Here is a 19,767-nt window from a genome sequence, read left to right as displayed (position 1 = left end):
AACAAGGCGAGCGATGTGTTGAAGAAAACCCTGTTCCAGTTGCACTGGTTCTTTGGCATCAGTGCCGGCCTGGTCCTGGCATTCATGGGCATTACCGGTGCGGCGGTGTCGTTCCAGGATGAGATCCTGAGGGCATTGAACCCCCATGTGCTGGTGGTCCCGAAACAGCCGGCCGGCGTCCTGCCGCCGGCCGAACTGGTGGAACAGATCGAAGCCGCCTCCGGCAAGACCGTGAACATGCTCTGGGTCGAGACCGACAGCGGCAATGCCGCGCGGGTGATCTTCACCGCCCCGCCCGGGGAAAAACGCGGGGCCATGCGTTATTTCAATCCCTACAACGCCCAGTTCATGGGCGACGTGGTGGGCCAGGACTTCTTTGTCCTGGTGCTCAAGCTGCATCGCATCCTGGCCCTGGATGACGTGGGCCGGCAGATCACCGGGGCGTGCACGCTGATCCTGGTGTTCTTCTGCCTGTCCGGGCTTTATCTGCGCTGGCCGAGGCAATGGAAGAACTGGCGCGCCTGGCTGACCCTCGACTGGGCGAAGAAAGGCCGCGGCTTCAATTGGGACCTGCACTCGGTGGCCGGCACCTGGTGCCTGGTGTTCTACCTGCTGGCCGCCCTGACCGGCCTGACCTGGTCGTACGAGTGGTACAACAAAGGCGTGACACGTCTGCTCTCCGACTCACCCAAGGACGAAAGGGTGCGCAACCGGGGGCCGGCACCGGAAGGCCCGCCGCCGGTGGCCGACTACCGGGCCATGTGGAGCAGCATCTACAGCCTCGCAGGGCCGGACCTGTCCGCCTATAACGTACGCATGCCACCGGTGGCCGGGCAACCGGCGACGGTGTTCTACCTGCTGAAGAATTCGCCTCATGATCGCGCGTTGAACCAGATCATGCTCGACCCGGCCACCGGCGCCATCACCCGACACAGCCGCTACAGCGACAAGAGCCTCAAGGCACAACTGCTGACCAGCGTCTATGCCCTGCATGTCGGCAGTTATTTCGGCCTGCCCGGGCGGATCCTGGTGACGGTTGCCGCGCTGGCCATGCCACTGTTCTTCATTACCGGCTGGTTGCTGTACCTGGACCGTCGTCGCAAGAAACGCCAGGCCAGGCAGGCGCGCCAGGCGCTGTCCAGCCAGCACGGCGATGCGCCGGCCTGGCTGATCGGGTTCGCCAGCCAGAGCGGCTTCGCCGAACAACTGGCCTGGCAGACCGCCGGTCAACTCCAGGCCGCCGGGGTGCCGGTGAATGTCCGGCCGCTGGCCGGCGTCAGCGAACAGGACCTGAGCCACTCCACCCATGCCTTGTTCGTGGTCAGTACCTTTGGCGACGGTGAAGGACCGGACAGCGCCCGTGGGTTCGAGCGCAAGGTGCTGGGCCAGACCCTGAGCCTGGAACGCCTGCACTACTCGGTGCTGGGCCTTGGGGATCGACAGTACGAGAACTTCTGTGGCTTCGCCCGGCGCCTGCACGCCTGGTTGGCCGAGCACGGCGGCAAGACGTTGTTCGCCCCGGTGGAAGTCGACAGCGGCGACCCGTACGCCCTGCGTCACTGGCAGCAGCAATTGGCCGAACTGACCGGCCAGGCGCCGGCCGATACCTGGAAAGCCCCCGACTTCGAAAACTGGACGTTGAACCAGCGCACTCTGCTCAACCCCGACAGCAGCGGCTCGGGCGTGTACCTGTTGGGGCTCACCGCCCCTGGCCCGAGCAGTTGGCTGGCCGGCGACCTGGTGCAGGTGTTGCCACGCAACGACCGCTGGGCCATCGAGCAGTTCCTCGATGGCCTGGGCATCGCCGGCAATGCCAAGGTGCAGGTCGACGGCCTGCCGCACAGCCTGGAACAGGCCCTGGCCACCCGTCAGTTGCCGGCCAACCGCGCTCACCTGGTGGGACTGCATGCCCAGGCCCTGTTCGATGCATTGGCGCCCCTGGCCATACGCGAATATTCCATCGCCTCGATCCCGGCCGATGGCTCGCTGGAGCTGATCGTACGCCAGGAACGCCACGCCGATGGCAGCCTGGGCATCGGCTCCGGCTGGCTCACCGAACACGCCCCGCTGGGCAGCGCCATCACCCTGCGCGTGCGCCGCAACAGCGGTTTCCATCTGCCGCCCCAGGGCGTACCGATGATTCTGCTGGGCAATGGCACGGGCCTGGCGGGCCTGCGCAGCCTGCTCAAGGCCCGGGTCGCCGAGGGCATGCAGCGCAATTGGTTGCTGTTTGGCGAACGCAACCGCGAACACGATTTCCACTGCCGCGACGAGTTGCAGGAATGGGTGACCTCCGGCGACCTGGAGCGCCTGGACCTGGCCTTTTCCCGGGATCAGGAACAGAAAATCTACGTCCAGGACCGCCTGCTGGAATCGGCCGCGCTGCTCAAGCAATGGATGGCCGACGGCGCGGTGATCTATGTCTGCGGCAGCTTGCAAGGCATGGCGTCAGGGGTGGATCACGTGCTCAACCTGGTGCTGGGCCGCGAGGACGTGGAACGGCTGATCGAGCAGGGGCGGTATCGGCGGGACGTCTACTGATCCTGGCCGCAACATCGACCCTGTGGGAGCGAGCTTGCTCGCGATAGCGCAGCTTCAGTCAACGCCTCATTGACTGACACACTGCCATCGCGAGCAAGCTCGCTCCCACAGGGGGCGTTGCATGGCTGACATTCAAACCGGCTGCAACTTCTTCTCGAATACCGCCACCCCTTGCAGATCCCGCAGCACCACGCTCATCTCCCCGCTCTGCCCGTCGATGTTCACCTCACCGAAGAACTGGTAGCCGGCGAACGGCGAGGTGTTCTGCGCTGGCGGGGCCTTCTGGAACACCACCTCGGGCCCGAAGGTCTTGTCCAGGGCGTTGGGTCCGAAGCTGCCAGCATTCAAGGGCCCGGCGACAAACTCCCAGAACGGCTCGAAGTCCTGGAATGCGGCCTGCTCCGGGTGGTAATGGTGGGCGGCGCAATAATGGACATCGGCGGTCAGCCAGACGTAGTTGCGCACTTGATGCTTGCGCAAGTAGCCGAGCAGCTCGGCGATTTCCACCTCGCGCCCCTGGGCCTGGCCCGGGTCACCATTGGCAACCGCCTCCCAGCGCGGTACACCGGGGCTGACCTCCCCGTCAGGCACACCCAGGCCGATGGGCATGTCGGCGGCGATGACTTTCCATTGGGCACGGGACTGCTTCAATTCGCGCTTGAGCCAGTTCAGCTGCTCGCGGCCAAGGAACGGTTTGGCTGCGCCCAGGTTGGCGTCGTTGGCTTCGCGGTAACTGCGCATGTCCAGCACGAAGACATCCAGCATCGGCCCATAGCCGAGCTTGCGGTAGATCCGCCCGCCGCCGTCGGCCTTCTGCAGGCGCATCGGCGCGTATTCCAGCCAGGCCTGCCGTGCACGCCCCACCAGGGTGTGGATGTCCTTGGTCTGGTAGCGCTCATCCAGCTGTTTACCGGGTGACCAGTTGTTCACCACTTCGTGGTCGTCCCATTGCCAGATCTGCGGCACCTCGGCATTGAAGCGCCGCAGGTTCTCGTCCATCAGGTTGTAACGATAGTTGCCACGGTATTCATCCAGGGTCTCGGCGACCTTGCTCTTGGCTTCGGTGGTGAGGTTGCGCCAGATACGACCGCCTTCGGTGGTGATCTGCGCCGGGACCGGACCGTCGGCATAGATGGTGTCGCCGCTGTGGATGAAAAAATCCGGCAGGCGCAGGCGCATGGCCTCGTAGATCCGCATGCCACCGATATCCGGGTTGATACCAAAGCCCTGGCCGACGGTATCGCCGCTCCAGACAAAGCGGATGTTGCGCTTGAATTGCGGCACGCTGCGCAAGTGACCGAGCCAGGGTTCGCTGGCAACGCCATATTGGGCGTCTTCGAAACGCACGCGATAGAACACAGCCTGGTCGGGCGGCAATCCGCTGAGCTCCACCCGCGCCGTGAAATCGCTGCGGCTGTCCACCACAGGCGAAACGACCTGCCGGGGGTTGTGGAACCGGCTGCGGGTATCCCATTGCACCACCATCCGTGCCGGACGATCGCAACGGCTCCAGATCATCGCCCGGTCACCGCGCAAGTCGCCGGACTGCACGCCGTCGGTGATCAGCGGACGATCCTTCACCGAAGCGATCACTGCCGGTGCCAGCCCCGGCAATAACAACCCCGCCCCCACGGCTTGAATCACACGACGACGGCCCCGGTCGAATTCGCTCATGGTGTTCTCCCTTGAAATGGGAAAACTAAAGCATGGGTGTGTGAAGTGGGTGTGACAGGGAATTCATGCCCGCCCCAAAAGCAATGTGGGAGCTAGCGTGCTCGCGATGGCGGAGTGTCAGGCAACCCAGTTGTCCACCGATACACCGCTATCGCGAGCAAGCTCGCTCCCACAGGGGAATTTCATTGTTTCAAAGAAGCGATCAGGCCTTGGCCGGCTCCAACGTCATTTCCACCCCCTCAGGCCGCTTGAGCAACGCATACACCACCGCCGTCAGCAAGCTACCCGCCACGATCGCCAGCAGGTACAGCAGCGCATGATTGATGGCATTGGGGATCAGCATCACGAACAGACCGCCGTGGGGTGCCATGAGTTTGCAGCCGAAGTACATCGACAACGCACCGGTCAGCGCACCACCGGCAATGCTGGCCGGAATCACCCGCAACGGGTCCTTGGCAGCGAATGGAATGGCACCTTCGGAGATGAAGCACAGCCCCAGCACCAGGGCCGCCTTGCCGGCCTCGCGTTCGGTCCGGGCGAACTTGCGCCGGGCGATGAAGGTGGCGATACCCAGGCCAATCGGCGGCACCATGCCGGCGGCCATGGTCGCGGCCATCGGTGCGTAACTCTGGGAAGCCAGCAGGCCCACCGAAAACGCGTAGGCGGCCTTGTTGATGGGCCCACCCAGGTCGATGCACATCATCGCGCCCAGCAGCACGCCCAGCAAAATGGCATTGGCGGTGCCCATGCTATCGAGGAAATGGGTCAGGGCATCCAGCATGCCCGCCACTGGCTTGCCCACCACGTAGATCATCACCAGGCCAGTGAACAGGCTCGCCAGCAGCGGGATGATCAGGATCGGCTTGAGCGCTTCCAGGCTCTGGGGCAGTCGGGCGTAGCGATTGATCGCCTTGGCCGCATAACCGGCCAGGAAACCGGCGATGATGCCGCCGATGAAGCCGGCCCCCAGGGTGCTTGCCAGCATTCCACCGATCATTCCCGGCGCCAGGCCCGGACGGTCGGCGATGGAATAGGCGATGTAGCCGGCCAGCAGCGGCACCATCAGCTTGAACGCCGTGTCGCCGCCAATCTGCATCAGCGCGGCCGCCAGGGTGCCAGGCTCCTTGAAGGCCTCGATGCCGAACACGAACGACAAGGCGATCATCAAACCACCGGCCACCACCATCGGCAGCATGAACGATACGCCGGTCAGCAGGTGCTTGTAGGCGCCGGTCTTTTCCGACTTGGCCGGGGCGCTGGCGCCGCTCGAGGCGCTTTCCTGGCGACCTTCGACCAGCGCTTTGTTCAGCGTCGCTTCGGCCTGTTTCAAGGCCACGCCAGTGCTGCAACGATAGATCTTCTTGCCAGCAAACCGCTCGGTGGCGACTTCAATGTCGGTCGCCAGCAGCACCACGTCCGCTTCGGCGATGGCCTCGGCGCTCAACGGATTGCGCGCACCGACCGAGCCCTGGGTTTCCACCTGCAGGTCGTAGCCCAGTTTCGTCGCCGCCTGCTGCAAGGCTTCGGCGGCCATGAAGGTATGGGCAACGCCCGTTGGGCATGCGGTGATGGCAACCAGGCGCGGGGCACGCTCGGCCGACGCCGCCGGTTCTTGTGCGAACGCGTCGGCCTCGCCCAGAACCTCAGCTTCTACGGCGCCACGACGCAGCACCGCATCAACGTCCTGCAGGGCCTGGGCCGGTGTGCTGCGAAATACCCGCTTGCCGACAAATCGCGACAGATCCACCGGGCCGCTGGCAACCAGCAAGATCCATTCGGCGGCTTCAAGGGTCGCCGTCGACAACTGGCGTTCCGGATGGGTCGCGTCATGCACCTCGACGCTGGTGCTCCATCCCTGGCGCTGGGCCGCCGCGTCCAGCAGGCGGGCGCACAACACACTGGTGACCATGCCGTTCGGGCAGGCCGTCACAATGGCTAGTTTCATACTTGCGAACCCTCTTATTGTTCTGTCAGGGGGCGCACGCGCACGCCCTGTTCAAGCGACGCCAGCAACGCGGTGTCACGGATGCCGAAACCGATCTGCGTCACGGCCATGGCGGCGATGGCCGTGGCGGTGCGCAGGGTCTGCTCGGGGGTGTGCGCGCCCAGCAGGCCGTGGAGCATGCCCGCCAACAGCGAGTCCCCGGCGCCCACGGTGCTGGCGACGGTGACCCGGGGCGGCGAGGCATGTAGCGCCGATCCGGCACTGAACCAGTTCACCCCGTCGGCGCCATGGGAAATCACCACCTGCTCGACGCCCTGTGCGTGCAGGCGCTGCGCAGCCTCGACCTGGGCCGATTCGCTCACTACATCACACCCCAGCGCATCGGCCAGCTCCTCGGTGTTCGGCTTGATCAGCCAGGGGCCGGCCGCCAGTGCGACGCGCAAGGCTTCGCCGCTGGTGTCCAGGGCCACTTTCAGGCCGAGTGTCTTCAAGCGCGTGATCAGGGCTTGCAACCATTGCGGGCTGACCCCACGGGGCAAGCTGCCCGCCACCACCACGGCATCGTGACCGGGGGCGATCCGTTCCAGCCGCTCGAGCAATGCCTGTTGCGCGGCGTCATCGACCTTCGGGCCCGGACCGTTGAGGTCCGTGATGCGCCCATCCTGCTCGGCCAGCTTGATGTTGCTGCGGGTTTCACCGGGCACCCGGATAAAGGCATCGGTAAAGCCGCGCTGGGCGAACAGCGTCTCGAACGCCTGGGCGTTGTCTTCGCCGAGAAAACCGCTGACGGTCAGCGTATGCCCCAGGTCGGCCAGGACCTGGGCCACGTTCACGCCTTTACCGGCGGCGTGGCTGTGCATGGCATCGCTGCGGTTGACCTGCCCCGGCTCCAGACGCGCCAGTTCCACCGTGAGGTCGAGCGCCGGATTGAGGGTCAGGGTAAGAATCTTCGCCATTACAGCGCCTCCACTAATGTGCGCACGTCATTGGCGCTGCCCACGGCCAGCGCCTCCTGGGCGAGGGCTTTGGCCTGTTCGAGGGTCAATTCGCGTACCCGTGCCTTGACCTCGGCGATGCTACGGGCTGAAACACTCAGTTCGTCCACACCCAGGCCTACCAGCACCGGCACCGCCAGCGGGTCGGCCGCCAGCTCACCGCACACACCGACCCACTTGCCGTGGGCATGCGCGGCGCGCACGGTGATGTCGATCAGTTGCAGCACCGCCGGGTGCAGGCCATCGGCCTGGGCCGAGAGGCTCGGGTGGCCACGGTCGATGGCCAGGGTGTACTGGGTCAGGTCGTTGGTGCCGACGCTGAAGAAATCCACTTCCTTGGCGAGTACCGGGGCCAGCAGCGCAGCGGACGGCACTTCGATCATGATCCCCAGCTGCAGGTCCGCCACAGGGATTTCCCGGCGCAGGCGCTCGGTCATGTCCCGGGCCTGGCGCCACTCTTCGACGCTGCCCACCATGGGAAACATGATCCGTAGCGGACGGTTGTCCGCCGAACGCAGCAAGGCCCGCAATTGCGCCTCCATGATCTGCGGACGCTGCAGGGTCAGACGAATGCCCCGCACGCCGAGGAAAGGGTTTTCCTCTTTGGCTATCGGCCAGTACGGCAGCGGCTTGTCGCCCCCCACATCGAGGGTGCGCACCACCAGTGGTCGACCGGCCAGGCCGTCGAGCACCTTGCGGTATTCGGCTTCCTGGATGGCCTCGTCCGGCGCCTGGGTGTGGGCCATGAAAATCAGCTCGGTGCGCAACAGGCCGATGCCCTCGGCGCCCTGCTCCACAGCGCTGGCGACCCCGGCGCTTTCGCCGATGTTGGCGAACACTTCCACCGCGTGGCCATCACGGGTCAATGCCGGTTGGTGACGCTGTTGGGCGGCGACCTTGAGGCGCTGTTCGCGGGTGTCGCGCTCCTCGACAGCGCGTTGCAAAGTGGCGGCGTCCGGATCGACATGCAGGCGGCCGCGCTGCCCGTCCAGCAACAATGGCGTGCCCGGCGCCAGCAGCAACACCGCGGCGCCGGCCCCCACCAGCGCCGGGATGCCCAGGGCACGGGCGACGATAGCGCTATGGGCAGTGGCGCCGCCCCGGGCGGTGAGGATCCCGGCCACGCGGCTCGGATCCAGACGAGCCACATCGGACGGCCCCACTTCGTCCATCACCAGGATGTACGGCTGCTCGGGTTCGTTCGGGGTTTCGACGCCACACAGTTGCGCCAGCACCCGACGGCCAACGTCCCGCAGGTCGGCGGCCCGCTCGGCCAGCAAGGCATCCTGCAAGGCCTCCTGCTCTTTGGCGGCGGCTTCGATCACGCCCATCCACGCCGCCTGCGCACTCTCGCCCAGCTTCAAGCGGGTGTCGACTTCGTCGGTCAGCTCCGGGTCGTCGAGCATTTCCTGGTGGGTGATGAAGATCTCGCGAACAGCCTTGGCCTTGGCGCGTTCGATCAGGCCCTGGATGTCGCGCCGCACCTGGCTCAAGGCGTTCTGCAGGCGCTCGCGCTCGATGGCCGCCGATTCACCGCGCAGCGGATAGTCGATGGCCTGCAGTACCTGGATATGGGCCGGGCCGATGGCGATGCCCGGGGCGGCGGCGACGGCCTGGATCAGGCTGCCGGATTCAGGCGCCAGCATGACGGTCGCGACCTCGGCCATCACGGTTTCCCGTGGCGCACTCGGTGGCGGCAACGGTTCGACCTCTTCGCCCAGGCCTTCTTCAATGGCCGCCAGCAGTGCCGGCAACGCATCGTTGGCAATGCTCGGTTCGGCAATGAACTCCAGGACCTGGCCGCGCCGGGCGCCCAGGCTCAGCAGCTTGCTCAGGCTCTTGGCCGACACGGCGCTGTCCTGGCCATCGACGATCCGCACGCGAATCTCGCCTTCGAAGCTCTTGGCCAGTTGCGCGAGGATCTTGGCCGGACGCGCATGCAAGCCATGGGCATTGGCCAGGCCGATGCGGGCGCTGGGCCAGTCGGCGGGCAACTCGCCGCCCAGCACTTCCAGTACCTTGCGACTGCTGGTGGCCCGCCCCAGTTCGTGGCCGCGCCCTTCGATCAACAACGCACACAGGCGTTCGAGCAGCGCCTGGTGCGCCTCGCCGAGACTGGCCAGGCAGAACAACCCGCTCAGGGGCTGGCCGAGATAACGGATGGGTTTGTCCGGCGTCACGAACGCCAGGCCCGGACGCTTGACCGTCTGTTCGCTGTGCAACCACCACAGGCCATCGCCCAGGGGCAGCGCATCGACTTGCTGCAAGACCCCGGCAAACCCATTGCTGACGCAATCGGCCTGGCGCAGCAGGCGGGCGCCACGCCAGACCAGTTCTTCGAAATCATCGGCCGACACACCCAGGCCGATCATCTGTGCGTCCAGGGCCAGTTCCTGTGGCGCCCCTTGCAGCAGCTTCAACAGCGCCTCGGCAGAACTGGCACGGCGCAGGGCCTGGCCCAGGTCGGTCTCGCCCAGGGCCCGGGTCAGCAATTGCAGCAAACGCAGGTGTTCGTCGGATTTGGCCGCGATGCCGATCGCCAGGTAGACGATCTGTCCATCGCCCCAATCCACCCCGTCGGGGAACTGCAGCAAGCGCACGCCCGTGGAGTGAACCAGGTCGCGGGTCTGCGGCGTACCGTGGGGAATGGCGATACCTTGGCCAAGAAAGGTCGAGCCCTGTGCTTCGCGGGCCTGCAAGCCGGCGAGATAACCTTCGGCCACCAGGCCATCGGCAACCAGTTTGTCAGCGAGCAATTGCAGCGCGGCGGCTTTATCCACAGCCGTCTGGGCCATGGATATCTGCTCTGGATTGAGCTCGAGCATGCTTTCTCCTTTTTGGCGTCCGGTGGTCGCCAGGTATTGTTTTGAATGAATCAGCTTAGGCTTTGTACCCTAACGCGACAGGACAGCATTTGGCGGGATCGCGGCAGAGTCGCCAAAATTTCTGTCAGCCTTGAAAATACGCTTGCTGAAACGTTTAATCTAGAAAGATTGGCACGTTACTCGATAATCTTTCATCCTTGAAGTGCAACTTGTCGAAAGCGTCCGTCACCCACAATCGGGTAGGATGGCTGCTCATTGTCGGGGCAACCTCGAAAAAACAAGGAAAACCGGGTTGAAACTCAGTGATATCGCCCAACTGGCCGGTGTGTCCGTCACCACCGCCAGTTATGTCATCAACGGCAAGGCCGAACAGCAACGCATCAGCAACGCGACCGTCGAGCGGGTGCGCGCGGTGGTCGAAGAACACGGCTTCACGCCCAACCCCCAGGCCGCCGGGCTGCGCAGCCGGCACACCCGTACCCTGGGCTTCATCCTGCCGGATCTGGAAAACCCCAGTTACGCCCGCATCGCCAAGCTGCTGGAACAAGGCGCCCGGGCCCAGGGCTATCAGTTGCTGATCGCCAGCTCCGACGACGCGCCCGACAGCGAGCGCCAGCTCTTGCAGCTGTTCCGCGCCCGCCGCTGCGATGCGCTGATCGTCGCCAGCTGCCTGCCCGCCGGCGATGACAGTTATCGCCAGCTGCAGGCCAAGGGCATCCCGATCATCGCCATCGACCGGGTAATGGAACCGGCCCACTTCTGCTCGGTGATCAGCGACGATCGCCAGGCCAGCCTGCAATTGACCCGCAGCCTGCTGGAAACACAGCCCCGGCAGATCGCGCTGATCGGCGCTCGCCCAGAGCTGAGCATCAGCCAGGAACGGGCCGCCGGTTTTCGCCAGGCACTGGCCGGGTTCGACGGCCAGGTATTGATCGAACACGGCGAGTCGTTCAGCCGGGAATGCGGTCGCCAGTTGATGGAGGAGTTGCTCGAACGCCTCGGTCACTTGCCCGATGCACTGATCACCACGTCCTACGTCCTGCTGCAAGGGGTGTTCGACGCCCTGCACGACTTCCCGCTCAAGGCGCGCCCGCTGCGCCTGGGTACGTTCGGCGACACACAACTGCTGGACTTCCTGCCACTGCCGGTCAACGCCATGTCCCAGCAACATCAACTGATTGCCGACAAGGCACTGGAACTGGCCCTGGCAGCCATCGAAAACGATGAATACCAGCCGGGTGTGCAAGCCATCGCGCGGACATTCAAACAGCGCATCCACCAGGGTTGAGCATTTCAGGGCCGGAACATGGAGCTGATCGACACCCACACCCACCTGGACTTTCCCGACTTCGACGCGGACCGGCCGGCGCTGCTGGCCAATAGCCGCGCGCTGGGCGTCCGGGAGATGGTGGTGCTGGGGGTGCATCGGGACAATTGGCAGCGCGTCTGGGACCTGGTGCAGAGCGACCCGGACCTGCACGCCGCGCTGGGCCTGCACCCGGTCTACCTGGACCAGCATCGCGCCGACGACGTGACGCAACTGCACGACTGGCTGGACCGCCTGGCCGGGCATCGGCAACTGTGCGCGGTAGGTGAAATCGGCCTGGATTACTACATCGAAACCCTCGACCGCGAGCGCCAGCAGACGCTGTTCGAGGCGCAGTTGCAACTGGCGGCGCAATTCCGCCTGCCGGCGCTGATCCATGTACGCCGCAGCCACGCCGCCGTGATCGCGACCCTCAAGCGCTTCGCCCTGGAACGCACAGGCATCATCCACGCCTTCGCCGGCAGCTACGAAGAGGCACGCGAATACATCAAGCTAGGCTTCAAGCTTGGCCTGGGCGGTGCCGCGACCTGGCCCCAGGCCCTGCGCATGCACCGCGTGCTGGCGAAACTGCCCCTGGACGCCGTCGTGCTGGAGACCGACTCACCGGACATGGCGCCGGCGATGTTCCCCGGTCAGCGCAACAGCCCTGCGCATCTACCGGCTATCTGCGAGGCACTGGCCGGGATCATGGCGGTCACGCCTGAGCGACTGGCCGAGGCCAGCACCGCCAACGCCCGCCAACTCTTCAACTGGTAAAACCTGTGGGCGCGAGCAGGCTCGCTCCCACAACGGTCTACACCCGAAACGCATTGATCAATTGCTTGAGCTGCACCACCTGGGCTGACAATGCCCGGCTGGCATCCTCGGTCTGGTGTGCACCTTCGGCGGTGCGTTCGCCGGCGCGGTTGATCTCGACGATGTTCTGGTCGATGTCATGGGCCACGGCCGTCTGCTGTTCCACGGCGGCGGCGATCTGCTGGTTCTGGTCGACGATCATGCCCACGGCGCCGAGGATATTTTCCAGGGCCTGCTGGACCTGTTCCGATTGGCCTACCGTGCCGCTGGCCATTTCATGACTGGTGCCCATGGCCCGGACCGCAGCCCCCACGCCGCCGTGCAGGCGACTGATCATCGCTTCGATTTCTTCGGTCGATTGCTGGGTGCGCTTGGCCAGCGTCCGCACTTCGTCGGCCACCACCGCGAAGCCGCGCCCCTGCTCACCGGCCCGGGCCGCTTCGATGGCGGCGTTGAGGGCCAGCAGGTTGGTCTGCTCGGCGATGCTCTTGATCACGTCCAGCACGCGGCTGATGGCCTGGCTGTCGGTCGCCAGTTGATTGATGACCTGTACCGACTGGTCGATCTCGCTGGCCAAGCGGGCAATGCTGCCCTGCTGGGACTCCACCAGGCCACGGCCGCTGAGGGTTTCGTCGTTGACGCTGTGGGCGCTGCTGACCGCCGCCGCGGCGCTGCGAGCCACTTCCTGGGCGGTGGCCGACATCTGGTTCATGGCCGTGGCCACCAGCTCGATCTGGCTCCGCTGGCCGGCAACCGCCTGGTTGCTGCGGGCCGAGACGGTTTCCACCTGCCCGGCCTGGCGCTCCACCTCGGCGACCGTGCGGCCCACCTGTTCGATCAGGTCGTGGATCTTCGCCACCGTGCCATTGAACACCGCGCCCAATTCGCCCAGCTCATCCTTGCTGCTGGCCACGAAGTTGACCGTCATGTCCCCGGCCGCCACCTTGTCCATCATCTGCCCCAGGCGCTGGAGCGTCGTACGGGTCGAGGCATAGAAGCCGGCGTACAGGTAGAAAATCAGCAGGAATACCGCCGCCAGCGCCACGGCTTGCAGCACCATGTGGCTGCGATTCTGCTCCAGGCGATGCTGCAGTTGGGCGCCGAGAAAGCCCAGGGTCGATTCGTTCAACCGGTAGGTCTGGGCCATCAGCCCACTGACCTGATCGTAGAAGGCCGACCAGGGTGCATCGAGGGTGTCGGCCATCACCACTTGTTCTTCGATCAGTTCCGCCGCTTGCCTGAGGGTGTTCTTGCTGCTGGCCGCCGGCTCGGCCAACGCCTGCCCGGCTGCCTTGCTCGAGCCCAGGGCGTCCTGCAATTTCAGATCGTATTCGCCCTGAAGCTTTTCGACCTGTGCCAGCCACTCGTCGAACCGGGTGCTCGACGAGGAGTTGAGAAACCCCAGCCCCAGGGATGACGCGCCCAACGCGCGGCCTTCACCCAGGATCTGGGTCACGTTGGGAGTCACAGCGGTGATCAGTTCGCTGAGTTGACGGATATCACCCTGCCCATCGCGGCTCAGGCCTGCCTGGCTGGCGATGATCTGGCTCAGCATTTGCGCGCTATTGAGCAGCTTGCCGATCAAGGCGCTTTTGCTTTGCAGGGAACTCTCGGCCTGCTGGGCCTTGAACGCAGCGACCATTTCGTCGCGCTTGGCAACGAAGGCCTCTGCCTGCTCGGGTTCCACGGCCATGGCGGTCATGCCCTGCAGGCGGGCGAGGACCTGTTGTTCGAGCGTGCCGATCTTCGCTTCCACATCGCCGGCCTTGCCGGATTGGCCCAGGCTGGCATTGATCTGCACCAGGTTGTTCAGGGTTTCCAGGTCGCGGCGCAGGCTCAGGCTGCTGCCCAGCAGGTCGAGGCTCTGCAACTCCACATGGGTGCCCTGCAATTCCCGATAGGACTCGCGCACCAGAAAGAAGTTGGTCACCAGCATCGGCACTAGAAACAACACACTGATCAGGCTGAACTTCATGCCAAAGCTCAGACGGTTCATCAGGGCGACGGCGGGCCAGAGCAAACTCTTCACAGGAAAGCCTCCCGGTAGTGTTTTTATTTTTATGAGCACGCGCACAGCGACAGCAGAAAGCCACCATTGGTGGTGCTGTCCCTGTATAGCCTAAATCGGAAGGAAGATTTGTAACTTAAGGTTAACGGGAACGATCGTGAGGCGATCCCGCGTGCCGGGGGCTTGCTGCAGCCGGCCTGCGAAGCAGATCCCGGGGCGCTTCAAGAAATGCCCACGCACGTTCGCGATTGCCCGCAACCGGGCGCAGGCAAGCCCTCGGGTCACAGGCCTGGCGGCGTGGTCTCGCGCCCGTCAGGCCAGTACGGTCCACACCGCAAACCCGGCGTACCAGAGCACCGCCGCACGCAGCAGCAACTCCCAGAGCCGATCCAGGTTATTGATGCCCTCGGGCCCTGCCAGGGGAGCGGAAATTTCCCCAGCCGCCAGGCCGACCTTATCGATCAGTTGCGCAGCACTGATGTTCCAGTTCAGCAGTTCATGCAGCATGATCCGGCTGACCCCGACGAAGTTGCCCACCAAGGCGAAACTGGCCGCCAGCAGCCGGACCGGCACCCAGTCGAAGGCATGGCGCAATTGCGCCGCCCGCTCCGCCACGCCAGGGTTCTGGCTATGTTCGGCAGCCAGCGCCAGCAAGCGATAACTCAGGGCCGCCACCGGCCCCAAGAGGAAGTACCAGAAGATCACCGCAAAAAAGCTCTGGTAGGCCTGCCACAGCAGATGGCCCTGGACCCTGCCCAGCAATTGCTCGCCATTGTCGGCTTCGATAGCCAGGTCGCGCTTGGCCACATGAGTCGCCGCCTGCAGGTCTTCGCGTCGCCAGGCATCGCGAAAGGGGCCCAGCTCGGCCAGCAGGTCACCGCGTCCCAGGCTGTAGATCACCACCAGCAAGTGCACCGGCAATGCCAGCAGACCATAGGCCACCGGCTCCAGCACCCACAGCAACAAGGCCAGCAACGCCACGGGGGCCAGTACCATCACTCCCAGCACCAGCCACGGCCGATTCACCCAGCGAGGGCTCGCTTCGATCCTGTTCAGCTCACGCAGCCATCCGCCGTCGCGCTGGATCCGCTGGCGCAAGGCCGAGAACTTCTCGATCCACACCGCCAGCAGCAACACCAGAAAACTCATTGTCCTTCCCCTTCTGTCAGGGCCGCACGGTAGCGTGCCCAGTCGAATGCCGGCCCCGGGTCAGTCTTGCGGCCCGGCGCAATGTCGCTGTGCCCGCAGATGCGCTCTACAGTGATCGAGCTGAACGCCGCCTGCAACTGCCGTGTCAGGTCCACCAGGGCGGCATATTGCGCGTCGGTGAAAGGCAGGTCGTCGGTGCCCTCCAGCTCGATGCCTATGGAGAAATCATTGCAGGTCTCCCGGCCTTCGAAGCACGAAACCCCGGCGTGCCACGCACGCTCTAGACAAGAGACGAACTGGGTTATGGCGCCATCACGCTCGATCAGGAAATGCGCGGAAACGCGCAGGTCGGCGATACCGGCAAAATAGGGATGTTCCGTGACATCCAGGCGATTCTGGAAAAATTCCTGGACCTTGCCCGTGGCGAACTGGGCAGGCGGCAAACTGATGTTATGGATCACCAGCAGGGAAATCTCGCCCTCGGGGCGCGCATTGAAGTTGGGCGACGGGCAATGACGCACGCCGTGGCACCAACCGCTCGCGGGGTCCAGCTGCATACAGGTTCCTTCGATGACGACGATCAATGCCGCCAGTATGCCGTGATCGGCCTCGCCAGCGCGATCACTTGCCGCGATTGAGTTGTCGCAGGTTGCCCAGCACGGATTCCAGGGCCCTGTCGAACAGCAGGGTGTCGTCCAGTACCCGTGCCGCTCCGCGACGGAACTCCAGGGCCAGGCTGGTACGGCTGTGCTCCTGCACCTTGAGCCCGGTGCGGTTGACGAAAACGTATTTGCCGGTGCTCTCGATGATCGCCGCCAGCTTGCAACGCAGGCTGTTGTCTTCATCCTCCTGGAATTCCACCCAGCTTCCCAGGCGCAACTGGTCGACCTGGCGCAGCCCTACGTCATCGGCCGGCAAGCGAACCGCCGCGCTGTCGGCTGGCGCCTTGTGCGGAGGCCGCAAGACAATTCTTTCCTTCACTTCGATCATTTCCGGCGAATCGGACGCCTGGGCCTGCTCCGTGGCCTGGCCCATGCGCTGCAGCGCCTGCACATGCAGGAGCTCCAACTCGCTGAAAAACTCGCTGGTGGCGAACGGATCGAACGCCGAACGGCTCAGGCCCTCGCGCAGCGCCTTGAGCAACTCCGGCACCATCGCCAGCAAGCGCAGGCCGGCATCGGATTCGTCGTGGTACTGGACGCTCCAGATCAGTTGCTCCAGGGTCAGGACATCGGCGCGCCACTCGGCGGACTCCTCGCCATGCTTGAAGCCGGTCAACAGCAGCACCTGGCTCCAGGCCTGCTGCACAAACTCCACCACGGCCAGGGGCAGGGTCTTGCCCAGCATCACCTGGTTCAATACGCCTTCGACCCGTAAACGCGCCAGCTCGGCCTTCGCCCGCCCCTCTTCGGCGTCACGAATGCGCTGTTCGAGCAGCTCACAGCGACGCCGCTCGTCGCTGGTAAAGGCCAGGAAATCCGCCAGCACTTCGGAAAAGATCGCCGGGTCATCGATGAAGTCGTTCAGCAAGCGCTGGACCACCTGTTCGATACGCACGTAGAGATTGTCCCGCTGATGATCGTCGCAATCGCCCCAGCCCATGGCTGCGTCGGCAATTTCATTGAGCAACCGTCGAGCCGGATGATTGCCGCGGCTGAAGAAACTCTTGTCCAGCACCGCCACCTTGAGCATCGGGATCTGCAGGCGGCCGATCAGCGCCTTGAGGGTCTCGGGCAGGTTATGGTCGTCGAGAATGAACTCGAACATCATCGAGATCAGGTTGATCACATCTTCATCAGCACCTTCGACCACCCGAGACTTGCCACTCTTGACGCTGACACGGGTGAGCAGTTGTTCGAGCTGGCTGCGCAGGTCGAACTCATCCTGCTGGGTGGGCGCTGGCACATACTGCTGCAGGTGGGACAGCAGACGCAGCAGGTCCCGAGTGGAAATCGGCTGGGCCGGCGCACTGGGCTCCAGGGTCGGCGCCACGCTGCCTCGCACCTGCGCCAGCAGCTTCTGCAACGCGGCGAACACCTCCTGCACGCTGTCATCGACTTCAGCGACCGTCGGCCTGGCTGCCCTTTCCGGCAAGGATCGGGTGGGCTCCTCGATGCGATCCGACGCCCGCCGGGAGGGCGAAATCTTGAGGTCCGGCAGAATGCCCGTGGCGGCCAGCAACTGGTTGGCCTCGGCATAGAGCTGGTCGCATTCGCTGAGCACATAACGCTCGAACAGCTTGAGCAGGATCAGCTTGACCTTGATTCCCACCCCCAGGTTGCGCCCGGCCTGCAGGAAGTTTTCACACAGCAGTGCGGGGCTCAGAGGATTCTGCGAATTGGCCATGGGCCGGGCCAGCAGCACGCTGAGGCGTGCCGTCAACTGATCCAGGGAAGCTCCGTCGCGGCTCAGCACCCGAGTGACCATGGCCTCCACCGCCAGGTGGCGCTCCAGGTCGTCGCGGCTCGATCGCGCCTGGGCCAGGGCCGGCGTCAACGTAGCCTGGGTCAGGTCGTACTGGGCCAGGCTGACGAACGCCTCGAAAAACTGCTCGATGAACTCGCGCTCGATGCTTTTGCGTTTCAGGCGCAAGTCGCGCATGGCTTCGAAGTACAGGTTCTGTTCGACATCGTTGCGCGCCCGGTCGGCCATTTCGAACAATGTGTCGTCGGCGTTATCGAACAACCCTTGCAAGCCCAGGCGCAGTTGCTGGGCGGCCTTGTCGCGGACCTGAAGCAGAATCACAGGCAAACGGGCGAGCGGCGAACGATTCGCCTGATCGGTAGAAACCTTGTGCAAAGGCACTACATTCCCGTCGTTGTGCATCCTGGCCTCCTGAAACGGTGTTCTTCGGTCGTAAACGTCAAAGCCATGACGTCAATCGAAAGGCGGATTATCTGGTAAAAGAACCCCGTCGCACCAGAGGACTCTGTGACCCAGCTCGAAATACATCGAAATAAGTGACCGGAAAATCGGGAAAATGTTGCGCGCAGGCGACCAAATGCAGGTCGCCAGCCCCAGGACGACATGACAATCAGGGGCGCCGTCGGGAAGGAACAATGCTTGTGGGACAGGACACTGGCCCTATAATCGGGCCACTTTGTCTGTGGAGCCCGTTATGCCGAACCTACGTCTCGCCGACCTGACCGCTGAAATCGAAGCCAATGTGCGCCGCGCGTTGCTCGAAGACGTCGGCAGCGGCGACATCACCGCGCAACTGATCCCCGCCGAACGCCTGGCCAAGGCCACCATCATTACCCGGGAAGCCGCGACCATCAGTGGCACCGCCTGGGTCGATGCCGTGTTCCGGCAACTGGATCCGCGCGTGGCGGTACATTGGCAGGTGCGCGACGGCGACCGGGTCAGCCCCGACCAGGCGCTGTTTCACCTCGAGGGCCCGGCCCGCTCGCTGCTGACCGGCGAACGCAGTGCGCTGAATTTCCTGCAGATGCTCTCGGGCGTGGCCACCCGGGCTCGCTACCTGGCGGACTTTGTCGCCGGCACCCAGGTCAAGCTGCTGGACACCCGCAAGACCTTGCCCGGGCTGCGCCTGGCCCAGAAGTACGCAGTGACCTGTGGCGGCTGCCACAACCACCGCATCGGCCTCTACGATGCCTTCCTGATCAAGGAAAACCACATCGCGGCCTGCGGCGGCATCACCCAGGCCATTGCCGCCGCCCACAAGATCGCACCGGGCAAACCGGTGGAGGTCGAGGTCGAAAGCCTGACGGAATTGAAGGAAGCCCTGGCGGCCGATGCCGACATCATCATGCTCGACGAACTGAGCCTGGACGACATGCGCGAGGCCGTACGCCTGAACGCCGGGAAGGCGAAGCTGGAGGCCAGCGGTGGCATCAACGAAAGTACCTTGCGTCCGATTGCCGAGACCGGCGTGGACTACATCTCGATCGGCGCAATGACCAAGGATGTGAAAGCCGTGGATCTGTCGATGCGACTGAGCCTTTGATACGAAAAAACGCCAGCCCCGAAGAGGCTGGCGTTTTTCTCAGACCACCAGATTATTCATCTCGCAGTACTCTTCCCACTCCACGCCCAACACCTCGGCCGCTTCCTTGTGCAGGGCCAGGCGCTGCGCCTCGAACTCCTCAGGCGTGCTGGTGTACTTGAGCGTCAGTTCCCAAGGCTGCAGCCCCTGGGCTTCGGCTTCGTCCTCGAACGCCCACTGGATCTGGTCTTTCTGATCGTCGGCGCTCAGGTCCTTGATTTCTTCCATTAACTGAGGCGTATCCAGGGCGTATTTGCGCAGGGCTTCTTCGTGTCTGGCTTCTTGCGTCAGTTCTTTAGCCGTCATGTCGTTCTCGCTGATCGGAGGAATGGGGATGGGTCTGGATCATCAAGGATCTCTCTGACGCAGAAAACCGTTAACAAGCCCGGTTTACCTGGCCTTCGGAACCATTCGGGATCATCTGAAAACTGCTGGGCGATACACATGCAGCACGAATATAGGTTGTTTTACCGACGATTTACACGGCTCTTTACATCTATCC

12 protein-coding genes and 1 pseudogene are annotated in these 19,767 nt (G+C 64.1%); 4 read left to right on the top strand and 9 right to left on the bottom strand.

Annotation, left to right across the window (positions count from 1 at the left end; translation table 11 throughout):
- Positions 1-15 precede the first annotated feature (15 nt).
- Positions 16-2,541, top strand: coding sequence for a PepSY domain-containing protein (locus AC1M7R_RS15285; protein ID WP_176776499.1), 2,526 nt, complete (start codon positions 16-18; stop codon positions 2,539-2,541).
- A gap of 132 nt (positions 2,542-2,673) precedes the next feature.
- On the opposite strand, the gene AC1M7R_RS15280 is transcribed toward AC1M7R_RS15285, so the two are convergent.
- From AC1M7R_RS15280 to ptsP, 4 genes are all read right to left on the bottom strand, one after another.
- Positions 2,674-4,215: an alkaline phosphatase D family protein gene (locus AC1M7R_RS15280; RefSeq protein WP_072430740.1), complete on the bottom strand. Its 1,542-nt coding sequence runs from the start codon at positions 4,213-4,215 to the stop codon at positions 2,674-2,676.
- 202 nt (positions 4,216-4,417) lie between these two features.
- Positions 4,418-6,160 carry a PTS fructose-like transporter subunit IIB gene (locus AC1M7R_RS15275; protein ID WP_072430739.1) on the bottom strand — a complete coding sequence of 581 codons (1,743 nt, stop codon included), beginning with the start codon at positions 6,158-6,160 and terminating at the stop codon, positions 4,418-4,420.
- A gap of 14 nt (positions 6,161-6,174) precedes the next feature.
- Positions 6,175-7,116: a 1-phosphofructokinase gene (pfkB, locus tag AC1M7R_RS15270; protein ID WP_072388519.1), complete on the bottom strand. Its 942-nt coding sequence runs from the start codon at positions 7,114-7,116 to the stop codon at positions 6,175-6,177.
- Entirely contained in the window at positions 7,116-9,980 is a 2,865-nt protein-coding gene (gene ptsP / locus AC1M7R_RS15265; RefSeq protein ID WP_072388521.1) for a phosphoenolpyruvate--protein phosphotransferase, read from the bottom strand. The genes pfkB and ptsP overlap by 1 nt, the downstream gene beginning before the upstream one ends.
- Positions 9,981-10,272: 292 nt before the next feature.
- Between ptsP and cra the strand changes: the two genes are divergently transcribed.
- Together cra and AC1M7R_RS15255 are read left to right on the top strand one after the other, a co-directional pair.
- On the top strand, positions 10,273-11,268 hold the full coding sequence (gene cra, locus AC1M7R_RS15260; protein ID WP_072388523.1) for a catabolite repressor/activator: 996 nt from the start codon (positions 10,273-10,275) through the stop codon (positions 11,266-11,268).
- An 18-nt stretch (positions 11,269-11,286) separates the two neighbouring features.
- Entirely contained in the window at positions 11,287-12,063 is a 777-nt protein-coding gene (locus AC1M7R_RS15255) for a TatD family hydrolase (protein ID WP_072388525.1), read from the top strand.
- 37 nt (positions 12,064-12,100) lie between these two features.
- Here the strand turns inward: AC1M7R_RS15255 and AC1M7R_RS15250 are convergent.
- From AC1M7R_RS15250 to AC1M7R_RS15235, 4 genes and pseudogenes are all read right to left on the bottom strand, one after another.
- A pseudogene (locus AC1M7R_RS15250) lies at positions 12,101-12,673 on the bottom strand (methyl-accepting chemotaxis protein); the annotation flags it as partial.
- Positions 12,674-14,422: 1,749 nt separating this feature from the next.
- On the bottom strand, positions 14,423-15,259 hold the full coding sequence (gene ampE / locus AC1M7R_RS15245) for a regulatory signaling modulator protein AmpE (protein WP_072430737.1): 837 nt from the start codon (positions 15,257-15,259) through the stop codon (positions 14,423-14,425).
- Positions 15,256-15,816 (bottom strand): 1,6-anhydro-N-acetylmuramyl-L-alanine amidase AmpD, encoded by a 561-nt coding sequence (ampD, locus tag AC1M7R_RS15240; protein WP_072458702.1) that lies wholly within the window; start codon positions 15,814-15,816, stop codon positions 15,256-15,258. The genes ampE and ampD overlap by 4 nt, the downstream gene beginning before the upstream one ends.
- A 64-nt stretch (positions 15,817-15,880) precedes the next feature.
- Entirely contained in the window at positions 15,881-18,085 is a 2,205-nt protein-coding gene (locus AC1M7R_RS15235) for a DUF1631 domain-containing protein (protein WP_072388533.1), read from the bottom strand.
- 292 nt (positions 18,086-18,377) lie between these two features.
- Here AC1M7R_RS15235 and nadC point away from each other — a divergent pair, with 292 nt between their 5' ends.
- Positions 18,378-19,226 (top strand): carboxylating nicotinate-nucleotide diphosphorylase, encoded by an 849-nt coding sequence (gene nadC / locus AC1M7R_RS15230; RefSeq protein WP_072388535.1) that lies wholly within the window; start codon positions 18,378-18,380, stop codon positions 19,224-19,226.
- Positions 19,227-19,265: 39 nt separating this feature from the next.
- On the opposite strand, the gene AC1M7R_RS15225 is transcribed toward nadC, so the two are convergent.
- Positions 19,266-19,571: a DUF6388 family protein gene (locus tag AC1M7R_RS15225; RefSeq protein ID WP_072388537.1), complete on the bottom strand. Its 306-nt coding sequence runs from the start codon at positions 19,569-19,571 to the stop codon at positions 19,266-19,268.
- Positions 19,572-19,767: the final 196 nt, after the last annotated feature.

The sequence above is a fragment of the Pseudomonas sp. MS01C9 genome (assembly GCF_058202755.1).
The sequence above is the reverse complement of the archived record's forward strand: the minus strand, read 5'-3'. Positions and strand labels throughout refer to the sequence as shown.

Coding starts and splice junctions, on each gene's coding strand:
- AC1M7R_RS15280 (WP_072430740.1), bottom strand. CDS start 4,215: ATGAGCGAATTCGACCGGGGCCGTCGTCGTGTGATTCAAGCCGTGGGG.
- AC1M7R_RS15275 (WP_072430739.1), bottom strand. CDS start 6,160: ATGAAACTAGCCATTGTGACGGCCTGCCCGAACGGCATGGTCACCAGT.
- pfkB (WP_072388519.1), bottom strand. CDS start 7,116: ATGGCGAAGATTCTTACCCTGACCCTCAATCCGGCGCTCGACCTCACG.
- ptsP (WP_072388521.1), bottom strand. CDS start 9,980: ATGCTCGAGCTCAATCCAGAGCAGATATCCATGGCCCAGACGGCTGTG.
- AC1M7R_RS15255 (WP_072388525.1), top strand. CDS start 11,287: ATGGAGCTGATCGACACCCACACCCACCTGGACTTTCCCGACTTCGAC.
- ampE (WP_072430737.1), bottom strand. CDS start 15,259: ATGAGTTTTCTGGTGTTGCTGCTGGCGGTGTGGATCGAGAAGTTCTCG.
- ampD (WP_072458702.1), bottom strand. CDS start 15,816: ATGCAGCTGGACCCCGCGAGCGGTTGGTGCCACGGCGTGCGTCATTGC.
- AC1M7R_RS15235 (WP_072388533.1), bottom strand. CDS start 18,085: ATGCACAACGACGGGAATGTAGTGCCTTTGCACAAGGTTTCTACCGAT.
- nadC (WP_072388535.1), top strand. CDS start 18,378: ATGCCGAACCTACGTCTCGCCGACCTGACCGCTGAAATCGAAGCCAAT.
- AC1M7R_RS15225 (WP_072388537.1), bottom strand. CDS start 19,571: ATGACGGCTAAAGAACTGACGCAAGAAGCCAGACACGAAGAAGCCCTG.